The organism is Dyadobacter crusticola DSM 16708, from assembly GCF_000701505.1.
GTDB classification, from domain to species: domain Bacteria; phylum Bacteroidota; class Bacteroidia; order Cytophagales; family Spirosomataceae; genus Dyadobacter; species Dyadobacter crusticola.
In genome coordinates, this window is sequence record NZ_JNJB01000001.1 from 468,708 (window position 1) to 493,352 (window position 24,645).

The 24,645-nt window shown below is 45.6% G+C and carries 25 protein-coding genes; 15 read left to right on the plus strand and 10 right to left on the minus strand.

Annotation, left to right across the window (positions count from 1 at the left end):
* The first annotated feature begins 174 nt into the window (after positions 1 to 174).
* The 4 genes from Q369_RS0102065 to Q369_RS0102080 all read left to right on the plus strand — a co-directional run bounded on the left by Q369_RS0102065 (position 175) and on the right by Q369_RS0102080 (position 4,798).
* Entirely contained in the window at positions 175 to 2,550 is a 2,376-nt protein-coding gene (locus tag Q369_RS0102065; protein ID WP_031526037.1) for a TonB-dependent receptor, read from the plus strand.
* Positions 2,551 to 2,635: 85 nt separating this feature from the next.
* Positions 2,636 to 2,947 (plus strand): hypothetical protein, encoded by a 312-nt coding sequence (locus Q369_RS0102070; RefSeq protein ID WP_031526039.1) that lies wholly within the window; start codon positions 2,636 to 2,638, stop codon positions 2,945 to 2,947.
* Complete coding sequence (locus Q369_RS0102075) at positions 2,937 to 3,218, plus strand: hypothetical protein (RefSeq protein ID WP_051663864.1); 282 nt, start codon at positions 2,937 to 2,939, stop codon at positions 3,216 to 3,218. Before Q369_RS0102070 ends, Q369_RS0102075 begins: the two co-directional genes overlap by 11 nt.
* Positions 3,219 to 3,220: 2 nt before the next feature.
* Positions 3,221 to 4,798 (plus strand): PepSY-associated TM helix domain-containing protein, encoded by a 1,578-nt coding sequence (locus Q369_RS0102080; protein ID WP_031526041.1) that lies wholly within the window; start codon positions 3,221 to 3,223, stop codon positions 4,796 to 4,798.
* Positions 4,799 to 4,842: 44 nt separating this feature from the next.
* Here the strand turns inward: Q369_RS0102080 and Q369_RS0102085 are convergent, their stop codons facing one another.
* Positions 4,843 to 6,303 carry a gluconokinase gene (locus Q369_RS0102085; protein WP_031526042.1) on the minus strand — a complete coding sequence of 487 codons (1,461 nt, stop codon included), beginning with the start codon at positions 6,301 to 6,303 and terminating at the stop codon, positions 4,843 to 4,845.
* Between the two features lie 176 nt (positions 6,304 to 6,479).
* Here Q369_RS0102085 and Q369_RS0102090 point away from each other — a divergent pair, with 176 nt between their 5' ends.
* Positions 6,480 to 6,668: a hypothetical protein gene (locus Q369_RS0102090; RefSeq protein WP_031526043.1), complete on the plus strand. Its 189-nt coding sequence runs from the start codon at positions 6,480 to 6,482 to the stop codon at positions 6,666 to 6,668.
* Positions 6,669 to 6,694: 26 nt separating this feature from the next.
* Here Q369_RS0102090 and Q369_RS0102095 read toward each other — a convergent pair whose 3' ends face one another.
* A complete protein-coding gene (locus Q369_RS0102095; RefSeq protein WP_031526044.1) occupies positions 6,695 to 7,924 on the minus strand; it encodes a metallophosphoesterase family protein in 1,230 nt (409 codons plus the stop codon).
* 223 nt (positions 7,925 to 8,147) lie between these two features.
* Between Q369_RS0102095 and Q369_RS0102100 the strand changes: the two genes are divergently transcribed.
* The gene (locus tag Q369_RS0102100; RefSeq protein ID WP_031526045.1) at positions 8,148 to 8,663 is read left to right on the plus strand and encodes a DinB family protein; all 516 of its coding nucleotides are present in this window, start codon (positions 8,148 to 8,150) and stop codon (positions 8,661 to 8,663) included.
* 37 nt (positions 8,664 to 8,700) lie between these two features.
* Here the strand turns inward: Q369_RS0102100 and Q369_RS0102105 are convergent, their stop codons facing one another.
* Positions 8,701 to 9,714 (minus strand): glycosyltransferase family 2 protein, encoded by a 1,014-nt coding sequence (locus tag Q369_RS0102105; protein WP_229206712.1) that lies wholly within the window; start codon positions 9,712 to 9,714, stop codon positions 8,701 to 8,703.
* Positions 9,715 to 9,890: 176 nt separating this feature from the next.
* On the opposite strand from Q369_RS0102105, the gene pgeF reads away from it, so the two are divergent.
* Positions 9,891 to 10,670 carry a peptidoglycan editing factor PgeF gene (gene pgeF / locus Q369_RS0102110; protein ID WP_031526049.1) on the plus strand — a complete coding sequence of 260 codons (780 nt, stop codon included), beginning with the start codon at positions 9,891 to 9,893 and terminating at the stop codon, positions 10,668 to 10,670.
* A gap of 40 nt (positions 10,671 to 10,710) precedes the next feature.
* Here pgeF and Q369_RS0102115 read toward each other — a convergent pair whose 3' ends face one another.
* The 3 genes from Q369_RS0102115 to Q369_RS0102125 all read right to left on the minus strand — a co-directional run bounded on the left by Q369_RS0102115 (position 10,711) and on the right by Q369_RS0102125 (position 12,466).
* Positions 10,711 to 11,139 (minus strand): hypothetical protein, encoded by a 429-nt coding sequence (locus Q369_RS0102115; RefSeq protein ID WP_035332928.1) that lies wholly within the window; start codon positions 11,137 to 11,139, stop codon positions 10,711 to 10,713.
* Positions 11,140 to 11,227: 88 nt separating this feature from the next.
* Positions 11,228 to 11,758 (minus strand): RNA methyltransferase, encoded by a 531-nt coding sequence (locus Q369_RS0102120; RefSeq protein ID WP_031526053.1) that lies wholly within the window; start codon positions 11,756 to 11,758, stop codon positions 11,228 to 11,230.
* Positions 11,759 to 11,845: 87 nt separating this feature from the next.
* Positions 11,846 to 12,466 (minus strand): response regulator transcription factor, encoded by a 621-nt coding sequence (locus tag Q369_RS0102125; protein ID WP_031526055.1) that lies wholly within the window; start codon positions 12,464 to 12,466, stop codon positions 11,846 to 11,848.
* Positions 12,467 to 13,225: 759 nt separating this feature from the next.
* On the opposite strand from Q369_RS0102125, the gene Q369_RS29235 reads away from it, so the two are divergent.
* Complete coding sequence (locus Q369_RS29235; protein ID WP_169739228.1) at positions 13,226 to 13,687, plus strand: GNAT family N-acetyltransferase; 462 nt, start codon at positions 13,226 to 13,228, stop codon at positions 13,685 to 13,687.
* Here Q369_RS29235 and Q369_RS0102135 read toward each other — a convergent pair whose 3' ends face one another.
* Complete coding sequence (locus Q369_RS0102135) at positions 13,688 to 14,332, minus strand: hypothetical protein (RefSeq protein WP_031526059.1); 645 nt, start codon at positions 14,330 to 14,332, stop codon at positions 13,688 to 13,690.
* Between the two features lie 33 nt (positions 14,333 to 14,365).
* Complete coding sequence (wecB, locus tag Q369_RS0102140; RefSeq protein WP_031526061.1) at positions 14,366 to 15,466, minus strand: non-hydrolyzing UDP-N-acetylglucosamine 2-epimerase; 1,101 nt, start codon at positions 15,464 to 15,466, stop codon at positions 14,366 to 14,368.
* Positions 15,467 to 15,519: 53 nt separating this feature from the next.
* Between wecB and Q369_RS0102145 the strand changes: the two genes are divergently transcribed.
* The 4 genes from Q369_RS0102145 (at position 15,520) to Q369_RS0102160 (ending at position 19,502) form a co-directional block, all read left to right on the plus strand.
* Entirely contained in the window at positions 15,520 to 17,043 is a 1,524-nt protein-coding gene (locus tag Q369_RS0102145; protein WP_031526063.1) for a lipopolysaccharide biosynthesis protein, read from the plus strand.
* Positions 17,044 to 17,168: 125 nt separating this feature from the next.
* Entirely contained in the window at positions 17,169 to 17,783 is a 615-nt protein-coding gene (locus Q369_RS0102150; RefSeq protein ID WP_051663866.1) for a class I SAM-dependent methyltransferase, read from the plus strand.
* Complete coding sequence (locus Q369_RS0102155; protein WP_035332823.1) at positions 17,783 to 18,685, plus strand: glycosyltransferase; 903 nt, start codon at positions 17,783 to 17,785, stop codon at positions 18,683 to 18,685. Before Q369_RS0102150 ends, Q369_RS0102155 begins: the two co-directional genes overlap by 1 nt.
* A gap of 10 nt (positions 18,686 to 18,695) precedes the next feature.
* Positions 18,696 to 19,502, plus strand: coding sequence for an FkbM family methyltransferase (locus tag Q369_RS0102160; protein WP_031526067.1), 807 nt, complete (start codon positions 18,696 to 18,698; stop codon positions 19,500 to 19,502).
* A 7-nt stretch (positions 19,503 to 19,509) separates the two neighbouring features.
* Here the strand turns inward: Q369_RS0102160 and Q369_RS0102165 are convergent, their stop codons facing one another.
* On the minus strand, positions 19,510 to 20,775 hold the full coding sequence (locus Q369_RS0102165) for a nucleotide sugar dehydrogenase (RefSeq protein WP_031526069.1): 1,266 nt from the start codon (positions 20,773 to 20,775) through the stop codon (positions 19,510 to 19,512).
* Positions 20,776 to 20,903: 128 nt separating this feature from the next.
* On the opposite strand from Q369_RS0102165, the gene Q369_RS0102170 reads away from it, so the two are divergent.
* Positions 20,904 to 21,407, plus strand: coding sequence for an ORF6N domain-containing protein (locus Q369_RS0102170; RefSeq protein WP_031526071.1), 504 nt, complete (start codon positions 20,904 to 20,906; stop codon positions 21,405 to 21,407).
* Position 21,408: 1 nt separating this feature from the next.
* Here the strand turns inward: Q369_RS0102170 and Q369_RS0102175 are convergent, their stop codons facing one another.
* Positions 21,409 to 22,317 (minus strand): class I SAM-dependent methyltransferase, encoded by a 909-nt coding sequence (locus Q369_RS0102175; protein WP_031526073.1) that lies wholly within the window; start codon positions 22,315 to 22,317, stop codon positions 21,409 to 21,411.
* Positions 22,318 to 22,445: 128 nt separating this feature from the next.
* On the opposite strand from Q369_RS0102175, the gene Q369_RS0102180 reads away from it, so the two are divergent.
* Positions 22,446 to 23,696 (plus strand): glycosyltransferase family 4 protein, encoded by a 1,251-nt coding sequence (locus Q369_RS0102180; protein ID WP_031526075.1) that lies wholly within the window; start codon positions 22,446 to 22,448, stop codon positions 23,694 to 23,696.
* Complete coding sequence (locus tag Q369_RS0102185) at positions 23,689 to 24,468, plus strand: glycosyltransferase family 2 protein (protein ID WP_031526076.1); 780 nt, start codon at positions 23,689 to 23,691, stop codon at positions 24,466 to 24,468. The genes Q369_RS0102180 and Q369_RS0102185 overlap by 8 nt, the downstream gene beginning before the upstream one ends.
* Positions 24,469 to 24,645: the final 177 nt, after the last annotated feature.

Here is a 24,645-nt window from a genome sequence, read left to right on the forward strand (position 1 = left end):
TTACAAAGCCACGCGGTCGCTCTGACCACGTGGCTTTTCTGTTTTTAGATAAATGAAAAAAGCTTGGTCCACACCAGATTCCTTATTTTAAATAAATCTAAATAAAAGCTTGTGTCAAAAAGTTTCCCGTTTCATCTTTGCTGCTCATTAACTCAAAAGTCCAATTACACTTAGATGAAAAAGGTATACATTCTTATCTTATTCCTATTGTCGACGGCCGTCGCATTTGCACAAAATGGCAGAGTCTCAGGGCAGATACTGAGCTCAGACGGTCAGCCTGCCGAGTCGGTTTCGGTCGGCATTAAGGGTTCTTCAAGAGGGGCAGTTTCTGATGCTCAAGGAAAATTCACAATTGAGCGCGTTAAACCCGGCTCGCATATTCTGCTGATTAGTTTCGTAGGATCAGCCACTCAGGAAAAACCGATTGATGTAGTCGCCGGAGAAACCACAGAAGTGTCATTTACATTGGCCGAGAATGCGAATGAGTTGCAGGAAGTAATTGTCAAAGGAGGTAACACCTACAAAAACGACAATTTATCACCAAGTTTGAAACTGCTCACTCCTATTCTCGAAACGCCGCAGAACGTTCAGGTAGTCACCTCCAAAGTGCTGGAAGATCAGCAGATTATCAGCATGAGCGACGGACTGGTCCGCAACGTAAGCGGCGCCACGCGCCTCGAACACTGGGGAGATATGTACGCCAACATCAGCATGCGCGGCTCTCAGATCCAGGCTTTCCGCAACGGTTTCAACGTAGTAAACTCCTCCTGGGGCCCGCTGACGGAAGATATGAGCTTTGTTGACCATATTGAGTTCGTAAAAGGCCCCGCAGGCTTTATGCTGGCAAATGGCGACCCAAGTGGCTTGTACAATGTAGTGACCAAAAAACCAACGGGCGAGACCAAAGGCGAAGCAAGTTTTACAATCGGCAGCTTTGACCTTTACCGCGCTACATTAGACCTTGACGGAAAGCTGAGCAAGGACGGGAAGTTGCTTTACCGCCTGAATATCGCCGGACAAAATAAAGGTTCTTTCCGCCCGAATGAATACAACAACCGTTACAGCATAGCGCCAGTGATTTCTTACCAGATCGACGAAAAAACCAAGCTGACTGCCGAGTATACCATGCAGTATGCAAAAATGTCAGACGTCGGATCATTTTATGTATTTTCCAAAGACGGATATGCTTCGCTGCCGCGCAATTTCACTACTGTACCTCCCGGCCTCTCTCCTACTAAGATCAAAGACCAGAGCATTTTCGTAAACCTGCAACACGATCTGACTGACAAATGGAAACTGACAGCCCAGGTAGCCTACCTCAACTATAATATGAATGGCAGCAGCATGTGGCCGAACGAAGTGGATTCCCTAGGCAAAATGATCCGTGGTGTTGGGATTTGGGACGCGAAAAGTGAAATGACACTGGGACAGGTATTTGTGAATGGGACTATTAATACAGCTGGTATCGTGCACCGCATTCTGGGCGGAATTGATGTAGGTACCAAAGACTATTTCGCGGATTACGCACAAACACACCTGCTGGATTCTCTGAAAACCCCGTTTGATCCTAAGAACCCTGTATACGGCGTACCGAGTAATGGTTACCCTGTATTTGATCGCACCCTTAACCTGGAAGCAAGAGCAGCAGCTGGCGCCGGAATAAGCGATCAGAGATATACCGGCGTTTATTTACAGGATGAACTTGGCTTTATTGACAACAAAATCCGTCTGACCCTTGCCGGAAGGTATACCAACGTAAGCCAGTCGCAATATGGCGGCGAGCAGCAGAAAGGAAGCCACTTCACGCCACGCATTGGATTAAGCGTGTCAGTTACCAAGAATACCTCATTGTACGCCTTGTTCGATCAGGCGTTCTTACCACAGTCGGGCCGCATTGCGGATCGAAGCTCAGTGAAGCCGATCACCGGGAACAACACGGAGTTCGGTGTGAAAAAGGATTGGGCAGAAGGCCGTTGGAACACTACCATTGCTTTTTACCGCATTATCAAAAACAATGAGCTGACTGGGGACCCCTCGCGACCGAACTCTTCTTTCAGTATTGTTTTGGGACAAAAAAGGGCGCAGGGTATAGAATTTGACCTCCGCGGAACAATCCTGCCGGGACTTAACCTGACTGCCAACTATGCTTATACCAACTCCGAGGTTACAAAAGTGACTGAGGGTGTGACTGTCGCGAAAGTTGGCGATATAATTCCCGGTTATGCCAAGCATACAGTAAATGGCTGGCTGAGCTACAAAGTACAGAATGGCGCACTGAAAGGCGCGGGTATCTCTGCCGGCGCAACCTTCCTCGGCGACCGTGCAACTTCTAACTGGAGTAACAGCAACCGCAGCCAGAACCAACCTGATTACTTCAAGCTTGACGGAGGATTGTTTTGGGAAAAAGACAAAATCCGCCTGACGTTGAATGTGTTCAATGTACTGGATACTTACCTGTACACCGGCGGATATTACGACTACCTGCCCGCATTCTACTGGCAGGCTGAGCCACCGAGAAACTACCGTCTGAGCATTGCTTACAAGTTTTAAGTGCGCATTCGAAAATCGAAGACAGTTCGGGCCTTACAGCCTGAACTGTTCTGTTAAGATTCCCAAACTCGATTTCATAACAGTTATGGCTGCATTTTACCTGATCCTGGTGGGCGTCTATTCGTATTATTCCAAATCAAAATACTGCCCCGAATACCTGATCAAACTTCCGGCGGGTTTTGCAAAACTCGTGGGCAGCTTGCTCCTTTTAATCGGAACAGCCCTTTTTGTCTACAATGAGGAATGGGCTACCGGCCTGTTGCTGGCCGTAGCTGCATGCTCCCTTGCAGCTACATTGATCCCGTTTACTGCAGTTTTGGGAAAACGTTATTTCATTGCATTAACAGTACTTGTCCACATCCTGTTGGTCGCTAATATTTTCACTTATGCCCGCTAAGAAAGAATACCTGAGCACACGCGGACAGCGTACGCTGAAAATCACGGCCGGGCTACTTGGCGGCTACTTTCTGTCACTTGCAATCCATTTGTTTGCTGCTGCATTGCTTCCATTCAAATCAGAAGTAATGATGACAGCAACTTTTTCCCTGTTTATCCTCTGGGTCGCATTTATGATACTGGCTTTTGCAGCGAAAAGCGGCTTGAAAGTGTGGGGATATTACCTGCTTGCTATTTCTGCCTTATCTGCATTCACCTATTTTCTCCGATAGTTATGAAGCTTCAAGGTCTTTCTAACCGGCTGTACAACATATTTTTCCACACGCACACCGTGTCGGGCATTGTGCTGAGCTTTGGCTTGTACGTCATTTTCTTTGCGGGCGCATTCACCATTTTTAAAAGTGAATTTTACCAATGGGAAAATCCGGTAAGCCGGCAGAAACTGACTGAAAAAATCGACTACAATCAGGTGCTTTCAAACTTAAAGAAAGCAAAGCCCCGATTTGATCTCACAGAAGACATTATCTTACGAATCCCGTCAGAAAGAGAGCCGCATATGATGATTTACGGCCATTTGACTGTATCAAAAGGTAGACCGGAAGAACACTACAACATCTCCTACTCACCTCAAAAAAAAACATTCAGCGAGGAAGGGACATCAACAATCGGCGAAACGCTCTATCGGCTGCACTTCTTTGATCAGGTCCCATTTTACATTGGGCGGTATATTTCAGGCTTTGTAGCGCTGTTTTTTCTTTTTGCAACTGTCACCGGGGTACTGGTTCACTGGCGGAATATCTTCTCAAAATTTTACGGGTTTTCGGTTAAAGGGACCTGGAAACAGGTCTGGACCAATGCACATACTGTGTTCGGAATGATCGGACTCCCCTTTCAGCTGATGTACGCAGTCACAGGCGCATTTTACATTCTCTCGATACTGATTTTACTCCCCGTAGTGATGGTGTTTTACGGCGGAGATCAAAAGAAAGTTTTCGAAATGATCAGGCCGAGCGAAGGTATTGCAATCAACGACAATGCACCTGCCCGGACATTCACACCAGGAATTTCGGCTATTCTGGAAGATATCCGGCAACAGCATCCCGACCTGCATTTCAAATTTTTACAGCTGAAAAACTACGACAGAGAAGATGCGCTGCTTACCTTATCTATGTCCAACGACCGGTCGTTCACAAGCGACGGTTACATTTCGGTGCGGTTGAAAACAGGCAAAACAGAACTTGATCTTTTACCTGGAAAGAAAAACTATACACAATCTGTACTGTTTGGCATTGGTAAGCTGCATTTCGCTACGTTCGGTGGATTCTTACTGAAAAGCATCTACTTTCTCCTCGCACTTTTCACCTGTTTTGTGATCATCAGTGGCATATTGCTTTGGAAGGAGGCGCGCAATAAGAATAATTATACCGACGTGCAAAAGCGTTTTCATCACCGGGTTACCATGATTTACCTCGCCATTTGCTTTTCGCTTTTCCCGGCAATCGCAATCCTGTTCAGCAGTGAATTATTGCTACCTGCATTGAAGAATCACGTTTTCGTAGTCAATACCGTGTTTTTTGTTTCCTGGCTGGTACTAGCTGCCGGTAGTTTGCTTTTCAAATCCGAAGCGCGGCTTACCTGGTTTAATTTACTTGTGGGGGGCGTAGCGTCAATGTTAGTCCCGATTGTAAATGGCTTTACAACCGGCGATTGGTTTTGGAAAATGCTGGGTGAGGGTAACCTGTACGTAGCCTATACAGACCTTTTCTGGCTCGTTACCGGCGTTGCATCACTCGCTCTCGCCAGAATGATGCATTACAGGTCTTCACACAATCTCCCGGAAGTCAATGATTAGCAGGTATTTACAAGAAAAAAGGACCTGCAATTATAGCTACCCGTTTATACCGCGTGCGATAACATAACGTGTGCGCCTTTATTGAATTTCTTATTCAGATCTTCATAAACATCGTGTGCCGTTTCTCCTGGATCAAACTCCTGCCCTACTGTTGTGAAAGACTGCATTTCTGAAAAGTGCTTATAAACGCCCAGCGCTTTCAAACCGATCATCGCCGCGCCTACTGCGCCGGTTTCGACGGTCTCATTCAACTTTACTTTGATACCAAAAACATCAGAAAGCATCTGCACCCAAACAGAACTCCTGGCGAAGCCGCCATTGGCATAAATCGTCTGGATGGTTTGCATATCGGGCAGGATTTTGGCGATCCCAAATAAATTGAGCATGATTCCTTCCATGACGGCCCGGGCGAAATGCGCACGTGTATGTGAAATATCCAGCCCTAAAAATCCGCCTCGCACCGTAGAGCTCCACAGCGGCGCACGCTCTCCCAGCAAATAAGGATAGAAAAGCAGTCCGTCTGACCCGGGTGCAACTTCGGAAGCTTCTTGGATGACGACGTCGAACTCTTCATTTGTAAAAAACGTATTAACGAGCCACTCAAAAATAACCGCGCCGTTGTTGGAAGGCCCGCCGACGATGTAGGTTTTCTCGTCGAGCAAATAGCAGAAAGTCTGCATTAACGGATCGGAATATGGCTTATCAGAGCAAATCCGGACTGCTGCACTCGTACCGATTGTAACCGCCATTGAGCCCGGACTGATTGCCCCGCTACCGAGGTTTGCCAGACAACCATCGCTGGCGCCCATGATCAGCCTGGTACCTGCCGGCAATGCCGCAGGATTTTCACCGGAAATTGCTTCGATATGATAAGGCGAGACTGCTTTTGAGAGCTTTTCCGTTTTCAGTCCCAGTTTTTTTAAGGTATAAGGGTCCCATTGTAATTCGCGGATATTGAACATCCCTGTCGCCGAAGCTATGGAATAATCGATCAGAAACTGTCCGGTTAGCCGGTAAATGACGTATTCTTTGATGCTAACAAACCGTTTCGCTTTCCTGTATATTTCCGGCTCGTTCTTCTTGAACCACAACAGCTTGCATACGGGCGCCATGGCGTGAATGGGAGTACCGTTGTTGTTGTAAATCTTCTTTCCGATCTGTGAAGCCCGCAATTTGACGGCAATGTCGGAGCTGCGGTTATCGGCCCAGATAATCAGGGCAGTAAGGTGTTTTCCATTTGCATCCAGTGCCAGCACACCGTGCATTGCGGCACTGAAACTGATACCCAGAAGCTCGTTACTTGTGCCGACTTCTTCGGTGACTTTTTTCAATGTATTACAAACAGCCTGAAAAATCTCCTCAGGATCTTCCTCGCTCCAATCCGGCTTTGGATGGTTCATTTCATATCCTTCACTATGAATAGCCAGGATATTACCGGAAACTGAATCAAAAGCAACGGATTTGGCGTTTGTTGTGCCGATATCACAACCGATCATGTAGGGCATTGCACGTCATTTTAGCAGCAGCAGGATCAGTTTTTGAATTGGATTAGCCGCAAATTTTATTCAAACAAAACTATGGAATAACATCTGTTATCAAAAAAAACAGTCCCAAAAACCAGAAACTTGGGCAGTAATTATTATTTTCGCGAAGGAAACGATCTCAATAATAGCTTAATAAAATGTCTGAAACACCACATACCGAAACCACCGGATTATCCAGCTTTACATATGTTGCTGCATTCATAATCCTGTTTGTTATACTCGCAGTATTTGCAGATTTGTTCGTCTTCATTCTCGGAACAATCGGGCTTGTGGTCACTTTTGCCGCATTCTACCGTGACAACAGCCACGACGCCGGGCACCACTGACATTCAGCCCGCTGATAAACATTACATTACCGAATGGCCAGCTCCGGAAGTGCTTGAACAACTTCCCACGAGAGCTGGCCATTCTCTTTATCCACCGTCCAGGATTCTTCATACACGCAGGTATCTTCCAGGTCGCGGTATTCTATCTTAAGGTTTTCGCCTTTCAGCTGCATTCTTGCAAACCCATTGTAGCCGAGTGAATGCCTTTTGATCACCGTTCTTACGCGACGATCATACTGGCTGATCTTGCCGATATCCTTTGCATCAGGCATTTTGATCTCCACCGGCAAGCCACCGTGCCCAATGCACCGGCCGTAAGCCACGGGTCCGTTACCGTTTTTCACTTTTTCATAAATAACCAACCTGTGATCGTGTCCCCACAGCCAGATAACCTGCCTTTCAGCTTCACCGAGCAACTCCCGGATTTGCTCACCAGGCTTTGCATATTCTTCGCGGAATGCGGATATGTATGGGTGGTGGCTAAGAAAAACCAATCCGCGCTTGTCATTTACATCTCCTAATTTCACCACGTCGCGCAGCCATTCAAGCTGCTCTTTTCGCAAGTGGCAGTCGGGTGGGGAGATGATTTCCAGCAGCGGTCGACCAACAGAAGTATAGCCGGTATCAATACCGATGATTCGCCAATGCGCATTTTCAAGACAGAAGAAGCCCGCCTGCTGTGTTTTCCTCACCTCTCCTTCCATGGCATACATAGCTGGCAGTAAATGCTGAAAATAGGCGTTTCCATTGGAGTACATCTCGTGATTTCCCGACAATGCAAGGCTCCCGGAGGCCCCGTAGTACCAGGAAGCATGCGGCGCTGTGAAGTTTTCTTCAATCTCCTTGGGCGTACCAACAAAATAGATATCGCCCATGTGTATGGTGTAATCGGGCGCGTAACGGGCAACCAGGTTAGCTACTTTGTCGGACTCAGCCGTATCGCTGGCCCAATCAGACAGCAATGCGACACTGATTTCGTCTCGCGAGGGAATTGATGATTGTAAAGGATAGACGCCGGTATCGCCATTCTTTGGGTACGCCTGGTATGGGTGCCGGGGACCAAACCTGCTTTTAAAGTAATGCCATGCAAAATCGATCAGGTTTGTTTTGAAAAACTCCGAGATCACATTGGTGACCGAGGCTGTGTCTTTGACCCGCTTTTCATAAAGTTCAAGCTGGACCTTCGCGTGGTTTTCGACCTCGCTGTGGCCAAGATCCAGGTATTTTTGTGCACGCTCTTGGGGAGTTTCAGGCATAGTCTGTCAATACAGTTGGCAAATCACAGTATCTCAAAAATTCGTTCCGGCAGGTAAGAGCCTTCCAGTCGCAATAAAATGATTAATCACCGAAGTTGCTCCGAAAGATAGTACCGGGATTCCCTGATATTTTGCCGAATGTTAATTAGTGCAGGCTCCTGTTGACAATCGTGACGCTTAAAGCTACCTTTCGGTGTTTTTTTAACCATTAAAACAAAGTCGAATGAAAAAAATTACTATCATTTGTTTAATGCTGCTGGCCACCGGATCAGCATTCGCGCAATCTGCGATCACGAAGCAAGTGAAGGATTGGGAAAGAGCCAAAGCCTACACGAAAGCGTATCTGGATGCGATGCCGGAAGACGGGTATGCATTTAAACCAACTCCGGAAATCCGCTCTTTCGCTGCACAAATGGACCACCTGGCTGATGCGAATATCGCATTCGTTGCAGCAGCAACAGGTAAAAAAGGACCACTTGAAGGATCCGCAGAGAAAATGGCCGATCAATCCAAAGCAGCTGTTACCAAAGCTGTCCTGGCGAGCTATGATTTTGTGATTACTTCGCTGCAAGGTGTAAGCGAAGCAGACTTGAACAAAAGCATAAAAGTTTTCGGAAGGGATATTACAATGGGAGAAGCTTTCGAGAAAGCATTTGAACACCAAACTCACCATCGCGGACAAACCACGCCTTACATTCGTATGAAAGGTGCAACTCCGCCGCAGGAGATGTTATTCTAAAAAGAAAAGGGTCGGCATGCCGACCCTTTATTGTTTATCAAGCCTTTGCTTTGCTTTTGAGATTATAGAGGCTGAGCGCTATAAAACTGTAAACTTTCAATGCAAATCCCGGTATGACGAAATCGCGTATTACCTCTTTTTTCTTCTCAGGGGCCGGTTCTGCCAGGGATAGATATTTCAGCGCATATTTCAACCGCGGCCAGTAAGTATTGCCGTACTCTTTTGAAAACAGCAGCTTGTAGTAATATACGCTCAGGTTTTTCTTAATGCGGTCGTCGTACTTATAATTCAGCTCCTTGTTGATATTCTCGTACAGTTGAATGCGGTTGAAAAGGAAATCAGCGCTGTAATGGTTGTCAGCAAAGCTGGCTCCTCCCCTGTTTTTTCTGTAAACCGACATTACTTCATCTATATACCCGATCGGGCCGCGCGTTGCGAACATGATATTACGTGGAATATCCCCGCTCGTTGACAAGTTCGTCCATTCCGGATCAGGATGTTTGGCAAAATCCTCTCTTCTGAACATCAGGCTGGAAGTCGCAATAAAACAAAGCTCATCCTCCCCGATCAGATCATCCACCGTTATTTCGGGCTTTTTGAGCGTATTCACCAGGTAAGGCGGCGCAGCATTGTCGTCGAAAATAACCCGTGCATTGTGGTAACAAGCGGAATAATGCGGATTTGCATCGAGCATTTCCACCTGCTTTTGCAGCTTGTGCGGCGAGATCAGGTAATCGTCCCCGTCAAACTGAGCGATGTACTCACCTTTTGCAGCGGCGAATGTGGACAATGCATTAAATTTACCATTGAGACCCATGTTTTTGGGGTGCAGCAACAGCCTGATCTTATCGGGGTAACGTTGTTGGTACTCCTTCAAAATAGCCGCCGTGTTATCCTTCGAGGCATCATCGCCGACCACAATTTCGAAGGGAAATGTAGTTTGCTGGCTCAGAATGGAATCCAGCATTTGGGCTACAAACTTCTCGTGGTTATAGGTAACTACGCAGACGCTCACTTTTATCATAATCACTTCATCATCTTTTTTGGGCATTCACCGGGGCAAATTTAGCGCATTTATTTTTCAATCGCCGAACCTGCTGATTTTGTGGCAGCGCGACATACTCAGGTCCAAGCGGCTTTTCAAGCAACCTTTAATAGCTAAAATAAATTCATATCAGTAATTCCGGCTTACTCTAATACGCTATTTTTGAACAAACACAAACCAGTATGATTGATCCCATCCATTCTGAAACCAAACCTTCATTCCGCGCGCCTGCTATTTTCGGCAAGCTCGCAAATGTGGTAGCAGCCGAAAGCACCAGGCACGGAGGTATCAGCCCCGCTCCATTCCAGTCACTCAATCTGGGCGGAACGCAGGATACTTACGAAAATGTACTTGAAAACAACCGCCTCTTTTTCGGAGCATTGCATGTTCCATTTGCTACCGTCGCCAAATCGCACCAGGTACATGGGACAGAGATACTAAATGTGACAGAACCCGGCAGATTCGAAGGTTATGATGCATTGATCACGAATCAAAAAGGGATCCAGCTCGCGGTAACGGTAGCTGATTGTACGCCGATTCTGATACTCGATCCGGAAGCCAATGCAGCTGCGGCAATTCACGCTGGCTGGCGGGGTACTGCGGGAAGAATTGTTGCTAAAACAGTCTTGAAAATGCAGGAATTGTTCGGAACCAAACCTGAAAATTGCCTGGCTTACATTGGTACCTGCGTAGACGAATGTTCATTCGAAGTCGGCGAAGATGTGGCACAGCATTTCGGCGATACCTGCAAAAGGTGGGATGAAGAGAAAGGGAAGTTTTTTGTTGATCTCAAAAAAACAAATCAGGAGCAACTCGTAGAAGCAGGCTTAACTGCTGAAAAAATTGAAATCTCGCCGTACTCGACAGTCTTACATAATGAAGATTACTTCTCGTACCGCAGCGAAAATGGCGTAACCGGCAGAATGTTGGCTACGATAGGGTTTGTAAATGCAGCTTACTAAATAAAGAGAGCCGACTTTCGTCGGCTCTCTTTGACATTTTCTAAACTTGTTCAGCTGGACTGGTTTCCGATTGTACCGGTGCAGGCTGGGCTAAGGCTGGCTTCTGAGCAGTGGCTCTGGTTGACTTCGCCGCTGCCGGCTTGGTTGCAACTGGCTTAACTGCTTTCACAGGTGCAGCAACCGGCGCTTTTGAAGAAGCTGCTGCAACGAGTGCTGCAATTTTTTCTGTTTTGCCCTTTTTGCTTTCCTTCTTACCCGTTTTCTGCTTTACTTTCTTCTCCGCGTTCTTTGCCTCTTTTGCCTTTTTCTTCTGAGTTTCCTTTTCAAATTTTGCAACCTTCTTCGCTAGTTTAGCGGCTGCTTTTTCAATGGATTTTTTTATTTTTTTAGATCCTGCCGAAACTGCTTCGATTTTACCTGTAAGCGTTTCCGCAAGTTCCGTGGACAACTTTTTTGTAGCCGATTTCATAATCTGATTTTCTATGTAGACAAAGACCAATGCTGAACCTGCAATTAGCATTTATTCGGCGAGAATGGCCAAATATTTCGTGTTATATTTATGTTAAATTTTTTCTCACGAATTCCCAGATTACAATCCCGGCTGATACAGATACATTGAAAGAGTGTTTCGTGCCAAACTGCGGGATTTCAATACAGCCGTCACTTTCTGCAATTACCTCCTGGTTTACACCTTCCACTTCATTGCCAAACACAAATGCACAGGGCTTTCCGCTTACGGGCTCAAAATTTTGAAGATATGTACTGCCTTCTGCCTGCTCAGCACACCAGATCTGGTATCCACGCTCTTTCAGCTGCTTCACAGTATCAACTGCGCTGGTGCTTTTTTCCCATTCAACTGAAAGCTCGGCACCGAGTGCACTTCTGGTAATTTCGCGGTGCGGCGGCTCCTGGGTGTAGCCGCACAGAAATATCTTTTCGGCGCGGAATGCATCCGCAGTCCTGAAAAATGAACCTACATTATTTAAACTCCTGATATTGTCAAGGATAATTACAAATGGAAACTTCTCCGCTTCCCGGAATTCTTCCACGGTCAGGCGGTTCATCTCCTCAACTTCCAGCTTTCGCATATTCATCATTTATTGCAGCTGCAATATCGCACATAAATAAAAAAGCTCCTGAATCAGATCCAGGAGCAGCATTAATCTTTTGAACTCTTACTTGATTTTCGTGATCAGCTCAACGATGTTCTTCACACCGAGCTTTTCAAAAATCCGTGCTTTATAAGTACTTACGGTTGAAAGTTGAAGGTTAAGCTTTTCAGCAATTTTGGCTGTACCTAAACCTTCCTTCAAAAGGTTCATCACGTCGGTTTCACGAGGTGACAAACTTACGACCGGGTCTGGAAGATACTCTTTGGGGTTGATGAGGCGGTTGATATTCATCTGCTGCATATCCTCGCTCATGTATTTTTTGTTGTTCAAAACGCTCATTACAGCTGTTTTAAACTCCTCTTCCGGCGCATCTTTCGACAGATAACCGTCTGCACCTGCTTGAAGGTACATTAATCCGTACAGCTGTTCGTCATAGCTGGAAAACATCAGTATCCTCGTTCCGGGAGATTTCTGACGAATGGTTTCGACCATTTTAGTTGTATTTCCACCTGGGATATTGATATCCAGGATGAGAAGATCGTATGCTTTTACTTCAATTTCCTGAAGTATCTTGTCAAAATCGTCAACATCCGAAATCGTAGAATCCGGAATCAATGATTTGAGGAGGTGCTTCGTACCGATTCTCACTACTGCATGGTCTTCGGCGATAAGTATGTGTTTCATGGATAGGCTCGGGCCAATTATATGTATGAAATCTGATTAAATTAAAGCTAAGCGTCGCTGTTGTACACTTAACAAGTGAATTCAAAGACCTGATTACCAACCTATGCAATTACCGTACACTCGAACCGGACTGTTTGAATAATTAACAAAAATAGTAATCTGCATTGTATTAAACATAAAAAATATCAAATTAGTATACCAATATTTCCAAATAACGATTACACACACTTGCTGATTCAGGATTTACAAAAGGCATCCATATTTTCTTGTGGCAATAGTCGAATAACTATGATGGTGTTTGACGAATATCCCCTTTCCAGTCACAAGGCCGCACTTTCCGATTTTTTGTTCTTTAACAGTCAGCATCTTCGCTTGTCGCCGGATCCTGTTCAGACCTTCTTACTAATTAGAAATTGTTCTCACCAGATTATAGCTGAATTTCACTGTAATGTAGATGCCACCGGCTGTTGGGTTTCACTGCAGAACGCCCCGTTCGGAGGAGTTGCTTTTCAGGAAAACTGTACCAACAGCGAACTGATTTTTATGCTGCATTCAATTACGGACTGGCTTGCACGAAGTTCGTGTAAAAGCCTGGTTATCAAAACTCCACCCTCGTGCTATCACGGCAGCATTCATGACAAAACACACTGGAATTATATAAATACTGGTTTCAGTGCAGTTCGTACCCTTACTAACCAATATCTTCTTGTAACTGAAACGAAATTTAAGGATATAATCAGCAAACCGGAAGCGAGAAGATTGCGAAAAAGTTTAAATGCCGGTTTCGAGGCCGCATTGGACCGGAATGCCGGTTTTTCGGAAATATATTCGTTTATCAGTAAATGCCGCTGTCAGAAAGGATATCCGCTACCAATCTCTAAGGAAGCTCTATTTAAACTGATACAGAGTTTCCCAAACCACTTTCTGACATTCACAGCCGCTCACAAGCATATAATCGTCGCCACCATTATCGCCGTCCGCGTAGCACCGCACATACTCTACGTTTTCCTATCTGACTACGATAGTGCATTCGCTGCGTATAGCCCCATTGTTCTTCTGACGCAGAGTCTATACGAATTCTGTCAGCAGGAAAACTGCAAGATCCTCGACTTAGGAACGTCGCTCGATCATTTTGGTCGATATAAGGAATCATTAAGCCGGTTCAAACGGAATCTCGGCGCGAGGGAGTGTGTGAAAATCACCTATCGTCGCGAAATTTAGTTAGATACCAAGACAGTTTCCGTCACGGTAAAACACGCTCGTACAGGTTTCAATGCCCACAATGGGCGTCATACCAATGAAATCGAGCCGGCGAAATCCTTTTTGTGCAAGATAGTCTTTGGCCCGCTGATACCATTCTCTTTCTGAGTTATCCAGAATGATCACTCCGTCCGCCCTCAGAAAATCAGATGCAAAAATCGCACACTTAACCCGGTTCCTACCATCGACGACAATGATGTTGTATAGTTCACCTGTTGCTTTTACCGCCTGTATGTAATCTTCGCCCAGTGCTTTCTCCAGCAAGGTTGTGTTGACAGGAAGGCGAGGTCCGATTTGTCGAATCCATGCATTCTCATGTTCCACGGCGGTAATGTGCTTCACCTGCCCCGCATACCAGATTGTTGAATTGCCCGATCCATATTCAAAAACGCGAAATCCAGCCTTCAACCGGGGTTTAAGGAAAAGAATAAATGGATAAGTGTACCAGGGAAGCGGATTACCATTCGCGTCCACGGACTGTTTTGAATGGAAGCTTTTGAACCAGCCGTATTGCTTTAAAGCCCCGTCCAGATGAAGCTGGACAACTCCGCCAAGACCCACTTTATTCAAAAAACCCCACGCACTGTTTTTTATTTGTTTTAACATCGATCGATTTGCTTGGCATTGTTTGCCACAAACCTACGAATTAATGTACTTTTCTCTTAAAACTGCCGCAATGCGTTCGGCAGCTTTCCCGTCCCATCCGAAAGGATCTTTAAACTCTTTGATCGGCTCCGACAAGATTTTGTCAATCATAGCTACAACTTTCTTTGCAGTATAATCTGCGACAAGGTGGTTTGTTCCTTCCAGAATTGTTATGGGCCGCTCGGTTTCGTTGCGAAGTGTAAAGCAGGGAATGCGCAAAAATGTAGTTTCTTCCTGGACTCCACCCGAATCTGTAATTACAAGCTTTGCATTCTTGATCAGGTTTGTGAACTCAAAATAGCCTGCGGGAAGAAGCAAATTGCAGTTTTCGATTTCATTGAATGTAGAAATCAGTCCAAACTTGTTGATATGGTGAAAGGTTCTTGGATGTACCGGAAAAATCACCGGGTACTTGATTGCCAGAACCTTTATCAATGTAAGCAATTCTTCAAGAGCTGCCTTGGTATCAACATTTTGCGGCCGGTGCATGGTGAGCAGCAGGTACGGCTGCTTAATTCCCTGCATTTTGATCAGGTTAACCCGGTCGATCTCAGGCATGGAATGCACGAGCGAATCAATCATGACATTTCCGGTAAAATGAATGCGGGCTGATGGAATATTTTCTTTACGTAGGTTCTCAACAGCTGTTGTTTCCGTCGCAAAAAGATCCTCTGAAATGGCGTCGATTATCATTCGGTTCACTTCCTCGGGCATTTGACGATTTCCACATCGCAATCCTGCTTCCACGTGAGCAACCGGAACATGCAACTTAGCAGCAACGAGCGCGCAGGCCAGTGATGAATTTACATCACCTACGACAACCACCAGGTTGGGTTTCTGTTTCTCCACGATTTTCTCAAACGCCAACATGATTTTCGCCGTCTGTTCTGTTTGTGTTCCTTCTCCTACACCGAGAAAATGATCCGGTTTCGGCAACCCAAGCTGTTGAAAGAATATACCTGACATGGAAAAATCACTATGTTGGCCTGTATGCACCAGTTGTGTTACAAATTCAGGACACGCATTGAAAGCGCGGTACAGAGGCGCTATTTTGACGAAATTAGGCCGCGCACCTGCGACAATCAGTATTTTCATAGGCTATCTGCTGCATTTTATCTTATTTCGTCCTGCCAATCAAGTTCATTCAAATGGGGATTATTGTTCGTCAGGGATTTAAAAGTTCTATTGTTTCTTATGTCGGAGTAATCATAGGGACTTTCAACATACTGATCCTCTACAACCAGTTTATGACGCAGGAACAGCTTGGCTTATATGCCTCTACCCTGCTCACTTTCCCGGTGATTTATATGTCTTTTGCGCTGCTGGGTGTGCCCTCAGTGGCAGTGCGTTTTCACAGCCGGTTTCAGGATGAAGTAGCCAGGCGCCAGCTTTTTACATTCATTATTGTAACCCCGCTGGTGGGTCTGGCAGCATTCGTTTCGCTCTATTTGCTCTTCAAACCACTCTATTTAAAGTTTTACCTTGACCATTCTCCTCTGCTGGTTAAGTACTATTACGTTTTCATTCCCCTAACGGTCGGGATGGTTTATTTACTGGCGCTGGAATCCTATTCACGTATTAACCTGCGCATTGCAGTTCCTTCCCTTATTCGCGAAGTGGGGCTCAGGCTGGCGAATAGCTTGCTGGTCATTTTGTTTGGTTTCAAAATCATCACTTTTGATACAATGGTGTGGCTCACTGTCCTGAGCTATGCACTTGCGATTACGGCGATGCTGATCTACCTGTATTTCCAAAACCGGCTCTACACTTCATTGGATTTCGGGTTTATCAAACATCCTGCATTCCGCGAAATGTACCGTTACGGACTGTGGGTACTACTTGGAGGAGCCAGCGCTGCATTACTCCCGCATATCGAAAAGGTCCTTTTGCCCGCATTCGAGGGCGGACTCGGGAACACTGCCATATTCGACATTGCTTCCCGCATTGCACTTGTGATCTCCATTCCGCGGAACAGTATCGTGATGATCAGTGCGCCTATTATCTCCGAAGCTTATGCCAAAAATGATATAGCGCACATCGACAGTATCTACAAGAAATCGTCTCTCAACCTCTTCATTATAGGTACCTTTCTTTTCCTGGGCATCTGGTGCAACATTGATTCTATCTTCGGACTGATTCCCAAATCAGACATTTATGCACAGGGAAAATGGGTGGTACTGATGGTGGGCGTATCGCGCATTGCGGATATGGCGACAGGATTGAACTCGGAGATACTTACCAATTCGAAGTTTTACAGGTACGATATCGTGTTCATGCTTTTCTTCACGATTCTACTGCTTTTCAGTAATCAGATACTTATACCTATGTTTGGCTACAACGGAGCCGCAGCCGCCGCTCTGTTTTCTACCATTACATACAACTTTGTAAAGCTCTTTTTTATCAAGCGCAAAATGGGCATTCAGCCTTTCACAACCGGCACTATCAAGGTGGCGACACTCGCTGCGCTGGCTTACCTGGCAGTTTACTTCATCCCCCACCCCGCCGATCAGAAAGACCTCTATGCAGTAATCGTCGATGTGCTGTTGAGATCTGTTATAGTAACTGTCATTTTCGGAGGCGGGATTTTAGTTTGGAAGGTTTCCGAGGATATTGCGACAGGTATCGGAACAGGTTGGAGTTTTGTAAAAACAGGCATTTTGAAGAAAAAATAACCCGGCTGCAATTCCGCTCCCACGAGAGAGGCACCATTCCTTTCTGGCATTTGTGTTTTTAACTTTGCTATCTTTGACTATCAGCCGCCTGAGCTTTTGGGCACATTTAAAATTTCAGCTTTTCAATGTCACTTAAACAAAAAATAGTAGCCGGCTTGTTGAAAGAGCCTTTCAGCAAGTTTCAATTAACTACTTACGACCACAGCAAACCCATTAATATGGTGGTCGGCTCAATGTATTCTGTTTATAAAGGCTGGATACATTCTGATATAGAGACATTGAACCTCTTAAAGAAAAGTGACTGGGAAAAGTATTTTGACGAAAACTCCATTGACAGGATCCTGGCTGAGCACGTTTGGGAACATTTGACGCCGGAAGAGGGGAAACTTGCATTCCTGCATTGCTATCTTTTCCTGAAACCTGGCGGATTTCTCCGCGTGGCTGTTCCCGACGGCTATCATCCCGACCCGGACTACATCAATTACGTAAAACCAGGCGGAACCGGCGAGGGAGCCGACGATCATAAGATTTTGTACAATTATCAGCTCATGTCGGGTTTCCTGCACGAGATAGGCTTCACAGTTAAGCCACTGGAATACTTTGACGAGCACGGTAAATTTCACAAATATCCCTGGAAGGTAGAAGATGGAATGGTAAGGCGCTCCGCCGATCACGACGACCGCAACAAAGGCGGCAAGCTGGGTTACACCTCATTGATCATCGACGCATTCAAAAACTAATGGATTTGCCGGATCAGCTCGCCCCCATCGTTCTTTTCTGCTACAACCGCCCCTGGCACCTGGAACAGACTTTGGGATCGTTGCAGGCAAATTCTCTGGCAGCTCAAAGCGAGCTTTTTATATACTCCGACGGCCCCAAAAAGGAAGCAGATCAGAATGCAATCCGGCAAATCAGAGAGTACCTCGAACAGCTAAATGGGTTCCGGAAGATCACAATTATCAAATCAGAACATAACCAGGGACTAGCGTCTTCGGTTATAAAGGGTGTTACCGAGGTCATTGAACAATATGGTAAGGTGATCGTGCTGGAAGACGATATGCTCACCACGCCCGACTTCCTGGATTACATGAACAAGGCACTGCATGTATTTGCATTCCGCGACGATATTTTCTCCGTTACAGGATATACGCCTCCCTTTTCCATTCCGCAAGTTTACCAAAATGATTTGTTCCTGGTTCCGCGCGCAAGTTCCTGGGGCTGGGGTACCTGGGCGCACAAATGGGCAAAAGCGGATTGGGGAATGCAGGATTTCTCTGATTCTCAGAGAACAGCCGAATTGCGTAACACGCTCATTGAAGGCGGCGATGATCTTTGGCCAATGCTGATTAAGCAGCAGACAGGCACTATAGATTCCTGGGCGATCCGATGGACATTGACCCAGGCGAAAAATCACGCTTACGGACTCTACCCGGTTCATTCAAAAATAAAAAACATTGGAACAGACGGCAGCGGCACTAATTTTACATTTAAATCCACCGGATACGGACAGGAACTGAAAACAGGGAATGTGAAAATGGATCCGCATTTGAGACCTGACGAATCACTTATCAATCAGTTCCGGAAGTACTACAATCTGCCGGTTTCTGTTAAAATCAAAAACTGGATCAAATACCGCATTTGATCCCACTTATATGTACTGGCTGCGCTATCTGCTTAAAGAACCTTACAATTCACTCAACACTCCTGCCGGCCGTGAGTTTGTCGGATTGTTGTTTAAATATGGAAACAGTGCCCGACACAAGCTTACACAGGTTAGTTTCGGAAAGTACCGCCTCGCAGTGCCAGATACAATGTCATTTTTATGGCAGCACAAAGAGATTTTTGCTGACGAATTCTATTACTTCGAAACATCCAACCCTGCGCCGGTCATATTTGACTGCGGAGCGAATGTTGGTATGAGCGTTTTGTATTTCAAGAAACTCTATCCAAATGCTAGGATTACTGCCTTTGAAGCTGAGCCCGACATTGCATTACTGCTCCGGAAAAATCTGTCGGACAACGCCATTGAAAATGTCGAGGTAGTTGACAAAGCTGTCTGGACCGATCAGGGAGGTATCTGGTTTGGCAGCGAATCAGCAGACTCATCCTCCATTTACTCCACAGCCGCAAAAAAGAAAATAGCCTCCATACGTTTGCGGGACTATCTACTTGCTGAAAAGCACATTGACTTTCTGAAAATAGACATTGAAGGCGCCGAAAAAGAAGTTTTAAACGATTGCCAGGATCACTTGCAACATGTGCAGAACCTGTTTGTGGAATTTCATTCTTATGTCAACAATCCGCAGGACCTCGCAGCTGTAATCGCAGTATTTGAGAAAAATGGGTTCAGATATTACATTGATACTAATCAACACCGCCTCAGACCTTTTACAAACCACAGGTACCGCGGCAACGAAATTATGGACCTGCAACTGAACATTTTCGGCTGGCGGGAATAGCTTATGTTCACAGTCGGGAATCCACCATTTCTCTTGGTAAAACTGATTTCAGGTCAAATACGACGGAATCGCCATTGGTAAATTGCTTGAAGTCGAGCTGATTATAAATGTCATGTGCCACCACAAGCACAATTGCCTCGTACTCACCTGTCGGCTCGGGCGCAAGCTGAATTCCAAACTCTGATAACGCCTGTTCTGCCGAGGCCCAGGGATCATGAATATCGACCTCTAAGCCAAAATCAACCAATTCCCGATATACATCAATAACCCTGGTGTTACGCATATCGGCACAATTCTCCTTGAATGTGATTCCCAGCAGCAGTACCCGACTTCCCTCCACTTTGTGACCTTTTTTGATCAGAAGCTTCACCAATTTGTTGGCGACAAAAACGCCCATTGTATCATTAACACGCCGCCCAGATAAAATTACCTGCGGATAATAGCCCAGCGACTCCGCTTTATAAGCCAAGTAATACGGATCAACGCCGATACAATGCCCGCCAACCAGTCCGGGTTTATAGGTAAGAAAATTCCACTTGGTTGCAGCAGCTTCGAGCACTTCCGTTGTGTCAATATTCATTCTGTCAAAAATCAATGCAAGCTCATTCACAAAGGAAATATTCACGTCCCGTTGAGCATTTTCTATGGCTTTGGACGCTTCTGCTACTTTGATACTAGGTGCCAAATGCGTTCCAGCCTCGATCACAGAACTGTAAAGCTGATCAACGAAATACGCAGCTTCGGGAGTCGAGCCAGAAGTAACTTTCTTGATTTTGGCAAACGTATGCACTTTATCACCTGGATTAATGCGCTCTGGGGAATAACCACAGAAGAAATCAATATTATACTCAAGTCCGCTTCTCGCAGCTAACACCGGGACGCAGTCTTCTTCGGTACAGCCCGGGTAAACAGTAGATTCATAGATTACGACGTCGCCTTTTTTGAGATATTTGGCAATGGTACTGCTTGCAGCCAGAAGCTGCCGCAAATCCGGCTTTTTATTATTGTCTACCGGCGTAGGAACTGTCACTATGAATACATTACATTCCAGCAGATCATGCTCATCATCTGAAAGCAACAGCCGATGTGCATTGGCCAGATCATCCACCGAAATCTCCCTTGTCACATCATCACCCCGCCGCAACTCGGCCACGCGCTGACTGTTGATATCGAAACCTAGTACATCGTATTTGTAACTGAACGCGATGGCCACTGGCAGACCAACATAACCCAATCCTATCACCGCGATTTTACCTTGAAATTCAGGAAGCATTCTGTGTGCATGTTTATTGTCGGGCATAAAACTATGCATATTTCAACCTACCAAAAAATTTCAATTTACCCCGTTACCAAAGCTAAAAACCGACGTATTGGTTGTATAGGACACCTTTAAACACGTTTATGGATTTACAAATCATTCAAAACAAAGTATTTGTTATTCGCGGCTCCAGAGTAATGCTCGACTATGATCTGGCAGATATGTACGAGATTGAAACCAAAGTTTTAAAACAGGCTGTACGCAGGAACATGAACAGATTTCCCGCAGATTTCATGTTTGAGCTGACGCAGAAAGAATACCAATCTTTAAGGTCACAAAATGTGACCATAGAAATCGGTCGTGGAACTCATAGTAAATACCTCCCATTTGCATTCACTGAACAGGGCGTTGCTATGCTTTCCAGCGTATTGAAAAGCACGAAAGCGCTGGAAGTGAACATTACAATTATGCGCGCATTTGTCACAATGCGACAGAACTACCTTGACTCTGCCGAACTCAGGCAGCGGATCGAAGCGATTGAAACCGAGATGGAAACCAAATTTGAGGATATCCATCAGGCATTGCAGTACCTGCTGGATCCGCCCCAGCCAGCAAGAGAACCCATCGGTTTCAAGCCAGGTGAATAATTTACCTGGCGTAAGGATTTGGTGGAAAAACGTGAACCTGAAAACCCTCGCGCTGCATTACATTCAATACCGTTGTGGAAGGTACTTTCTTGAAAATCACGGCACAAAGTACCTGTGACGGCATTAATGTAGCTTTCGTGAGAAAATCATGAAATGCCAGCTTGCGCTTAATCTTTCTGAAAGCCGGGGACGAATCGTCGGCCTTTTCCTGGCTGTATGAAGGATGATAGTAATTGTTATTAATGCCTTTGAATGCAACCATCGGAAGGCCCATACCGTTTGCAAGCTTATCCATCTCACGTTCCGAGAGCTTGAAGACGTAGTTGCCAACTTCCTCAAATGAATACCTGTTCTTCCAGTATTTTTGTAAAGCCCTTGTATCAAAACGGTCAAATATATTTCGTAGCGCCAGAAGCAGGGGCATTTTGGAAATCGGATCGTGGGGCTCTACCAGTATAACAGCCTCTCTTGCGACCCGGAGCATTTCATAAACGCCTAAATAGGGACGCGGAAAGTGATGATAAGCTTCTTTGCAAAAAATATAGTCAAAGCTGCTGTCGGGAAAAGTGAGTTTCTCAACATTTTCAACGGCATATTTTTCAATGAACCCTCTTGATTTTGATAATGGAAGAAACGCTTCTGAAATGTCGGTAGCTGTTACGTCCAGACCCTTTTTGTAAAAATGATTGGCATCAAATCCATAACCGTCCCCTACCGTCAGCCATGATTTGGACTCAGTCACAAAAGGATCAGTCAGGGTAAGCATCCGCTGGTGAATCCAGTGGTTGATCGTTTTATGCTGATTATCATACTCCCACAGCTCAATTGCACGGTCTTTCGCCTCCTTTGTTGCGTATTGGACATCGTACCATTCCGAATGCGCCTCGTGGCTGCGCTTTTCATTAGACATTATCGTCGGTTTACTTAGTTCAGGATAAAGATAGATTAACGAATAAAATTTTTAAGCGAGGAACTGTTTAATTTTACCTCTATCAAACATTAACATCCCTGCGGAAACCGTCGGCAAAGCTCATTTACATGGTACTTCATTTAAGTACATTTCATCTGGAAGGAGGCGCAGGAGTAGCAGCTGCGAGGTTGCATCACGCATTATTGAAGTCAGGTACTGAGTCCAGTCTGCTGGTTGCATTCCCTTCAAAAGAGGAGCAAAATGTTTATGGATTAGGCAGTTCAAAATGGGAGCTGCGAAAAATGTGGGGCCGGTTCACCGCCGAGCGGCTTCTTTTTTATCCCCAGGAAGCTGACAAATCAGTCAGGTTCGCGTTTTCTCCTGCTGGTGTAGGCGCAGATATCAGTGCGCATCCTTTGGTTCAAAAAGCGGAGATCCTGCATTTGCATTGGATCAACTTCGGATTTCTTTCACTCAAATCGCTGGAAAAACTTTTTGCATTGAACAAACCGGTCGTCTGGACAATGCATGATATGTGGACAATGACCGGCGGCTGCCATTATAGCCGTGGCTGCGAAAGATTCTTGTCCCATTGTCAATACTGCCCCTATCTGGCCAAATCTGACATTTACGATATTTCATTTACACAGTTTGAGGCAAAAAAAGCATTGTATTCGCTGGCAAAAACAGCCTTGATTTCTCCAAGTTTATGGCTGGATACGCTTACAAAGAAAGCCGCACTTACAAAAGATCTGAGTTCTTTTTGCATTCCAAACTGCATTGACACCACATTATTCAAGCCTGTAAACAAGCTCGCCGCCCGCGATGCATTCGGGTTACCGGCTGACAAAAAGCTGATTCTTTTTACCGGAGCAAACATCCAGGATAAGAGAAAAGGGTTCGTTTACTTTCAAGAAGCATTGAAGCAGGTCCGATCCAGTTATCCTGAGATCGAGGTGATGCTATTTGGGAAAGCCGATGCTTCCGGATTTGCAGATTTTCCCGTACCCGTCCATTATATAGGCAAGATCAGCGATACCGAAGCAATGGTAAATGCCTATAATGCAGCCGATCTGATCGTGGTACCTTCCCTGGAAGACAACCTGCCCAATACGATTATGGAGGCAATGTCGTGCGGCACTCCGGCGGTGGGATTTGATACAGGCGGTATTCCTGAGATGATCGATCACGGGATCAATGGGTTTGTGGCTGAACAGAAGTCTGCCGGCTCGCTGGCAGCTGGGATCAGCTGGGTGCTGGAAAACAACGGATCATCTGCATTGTCTGCTGCGGCCCGCGAAAAAGTGGTTAACAATTACTCAGAAAGCCTGATTGCAGCGCGCTACCAGGCTATTTATAATTCATTATTAAATGGATAATCAGCCGATCCTCACGATCATTACCGTCACCTACAATGCAGAAGAGTACGTAGAGCGCACATTACGCAGCGTACAAGTGGCGCTTTCGCACGTAGCTGACCCTGCACTGATCGAATACCTGATTATCGACGGGCTCTCGACAGATGCTACGCTGTCGATTTGCCAACAGTACTCTTCCATTATTTCCCGGATTGTTTCAGAGAAAGACCGGGGAATTTATGATGCGATGAACAAAGGAATCCGGCTGGCAAATGGCCAATACCTTTGGTTCCTCAATGCGGGAGATGAAATTTTTGACAAGACGGTACTTGCGGGTTTGCTTATAGCAACTGCCAGCAAAGCAGATATCTATTATAGTGATGCGATGATGGTGGATGAAAACAGTCGTGAACACGGTCTTCGGAGTCAGTTTACGCCACATACCTTACCGGAGAACATCAAATGGACGGATTTTGCATTGGGGATGAAAATCTGCCACCAGGCTTTTATTGCCCGTAAGCAAGTTGTGCCATTTTACGATATATCCAACCTGAGTGCAGATATTGATTGGGAAATCATGTGCCTCAAACGCGCCGGGAATGCGCAGTTTCTTCCATTCATTCTTTGCCGTTACCTGATGGGCGGTACCTCTGTGCAAAATCACGGCCGCTCGCTTGTTGACCGTTTTCTGGTTCTGCAAAAGCATTTCGGAACGATCCGCGCGGCCCTCAATCACCTGCGTATATTCTGGCGGGGAGCCGTTTTTGCATTGCGAAGAGGTAAGTACTGGTAAGCGTCACTCTTCTTTTATTCCTATTTAAAAAAGTTGCCCAATTAGCAGCCAAAAACGGTTTTCAGCTGGCTTATATCCTATCTTTTACCAAAATCACAATACCTGTCTTTCATTGAAAAATCAGATTTTTCATAACAAAATTTGGCGCAACTTACATTAAGGATATATTTGTTTTAT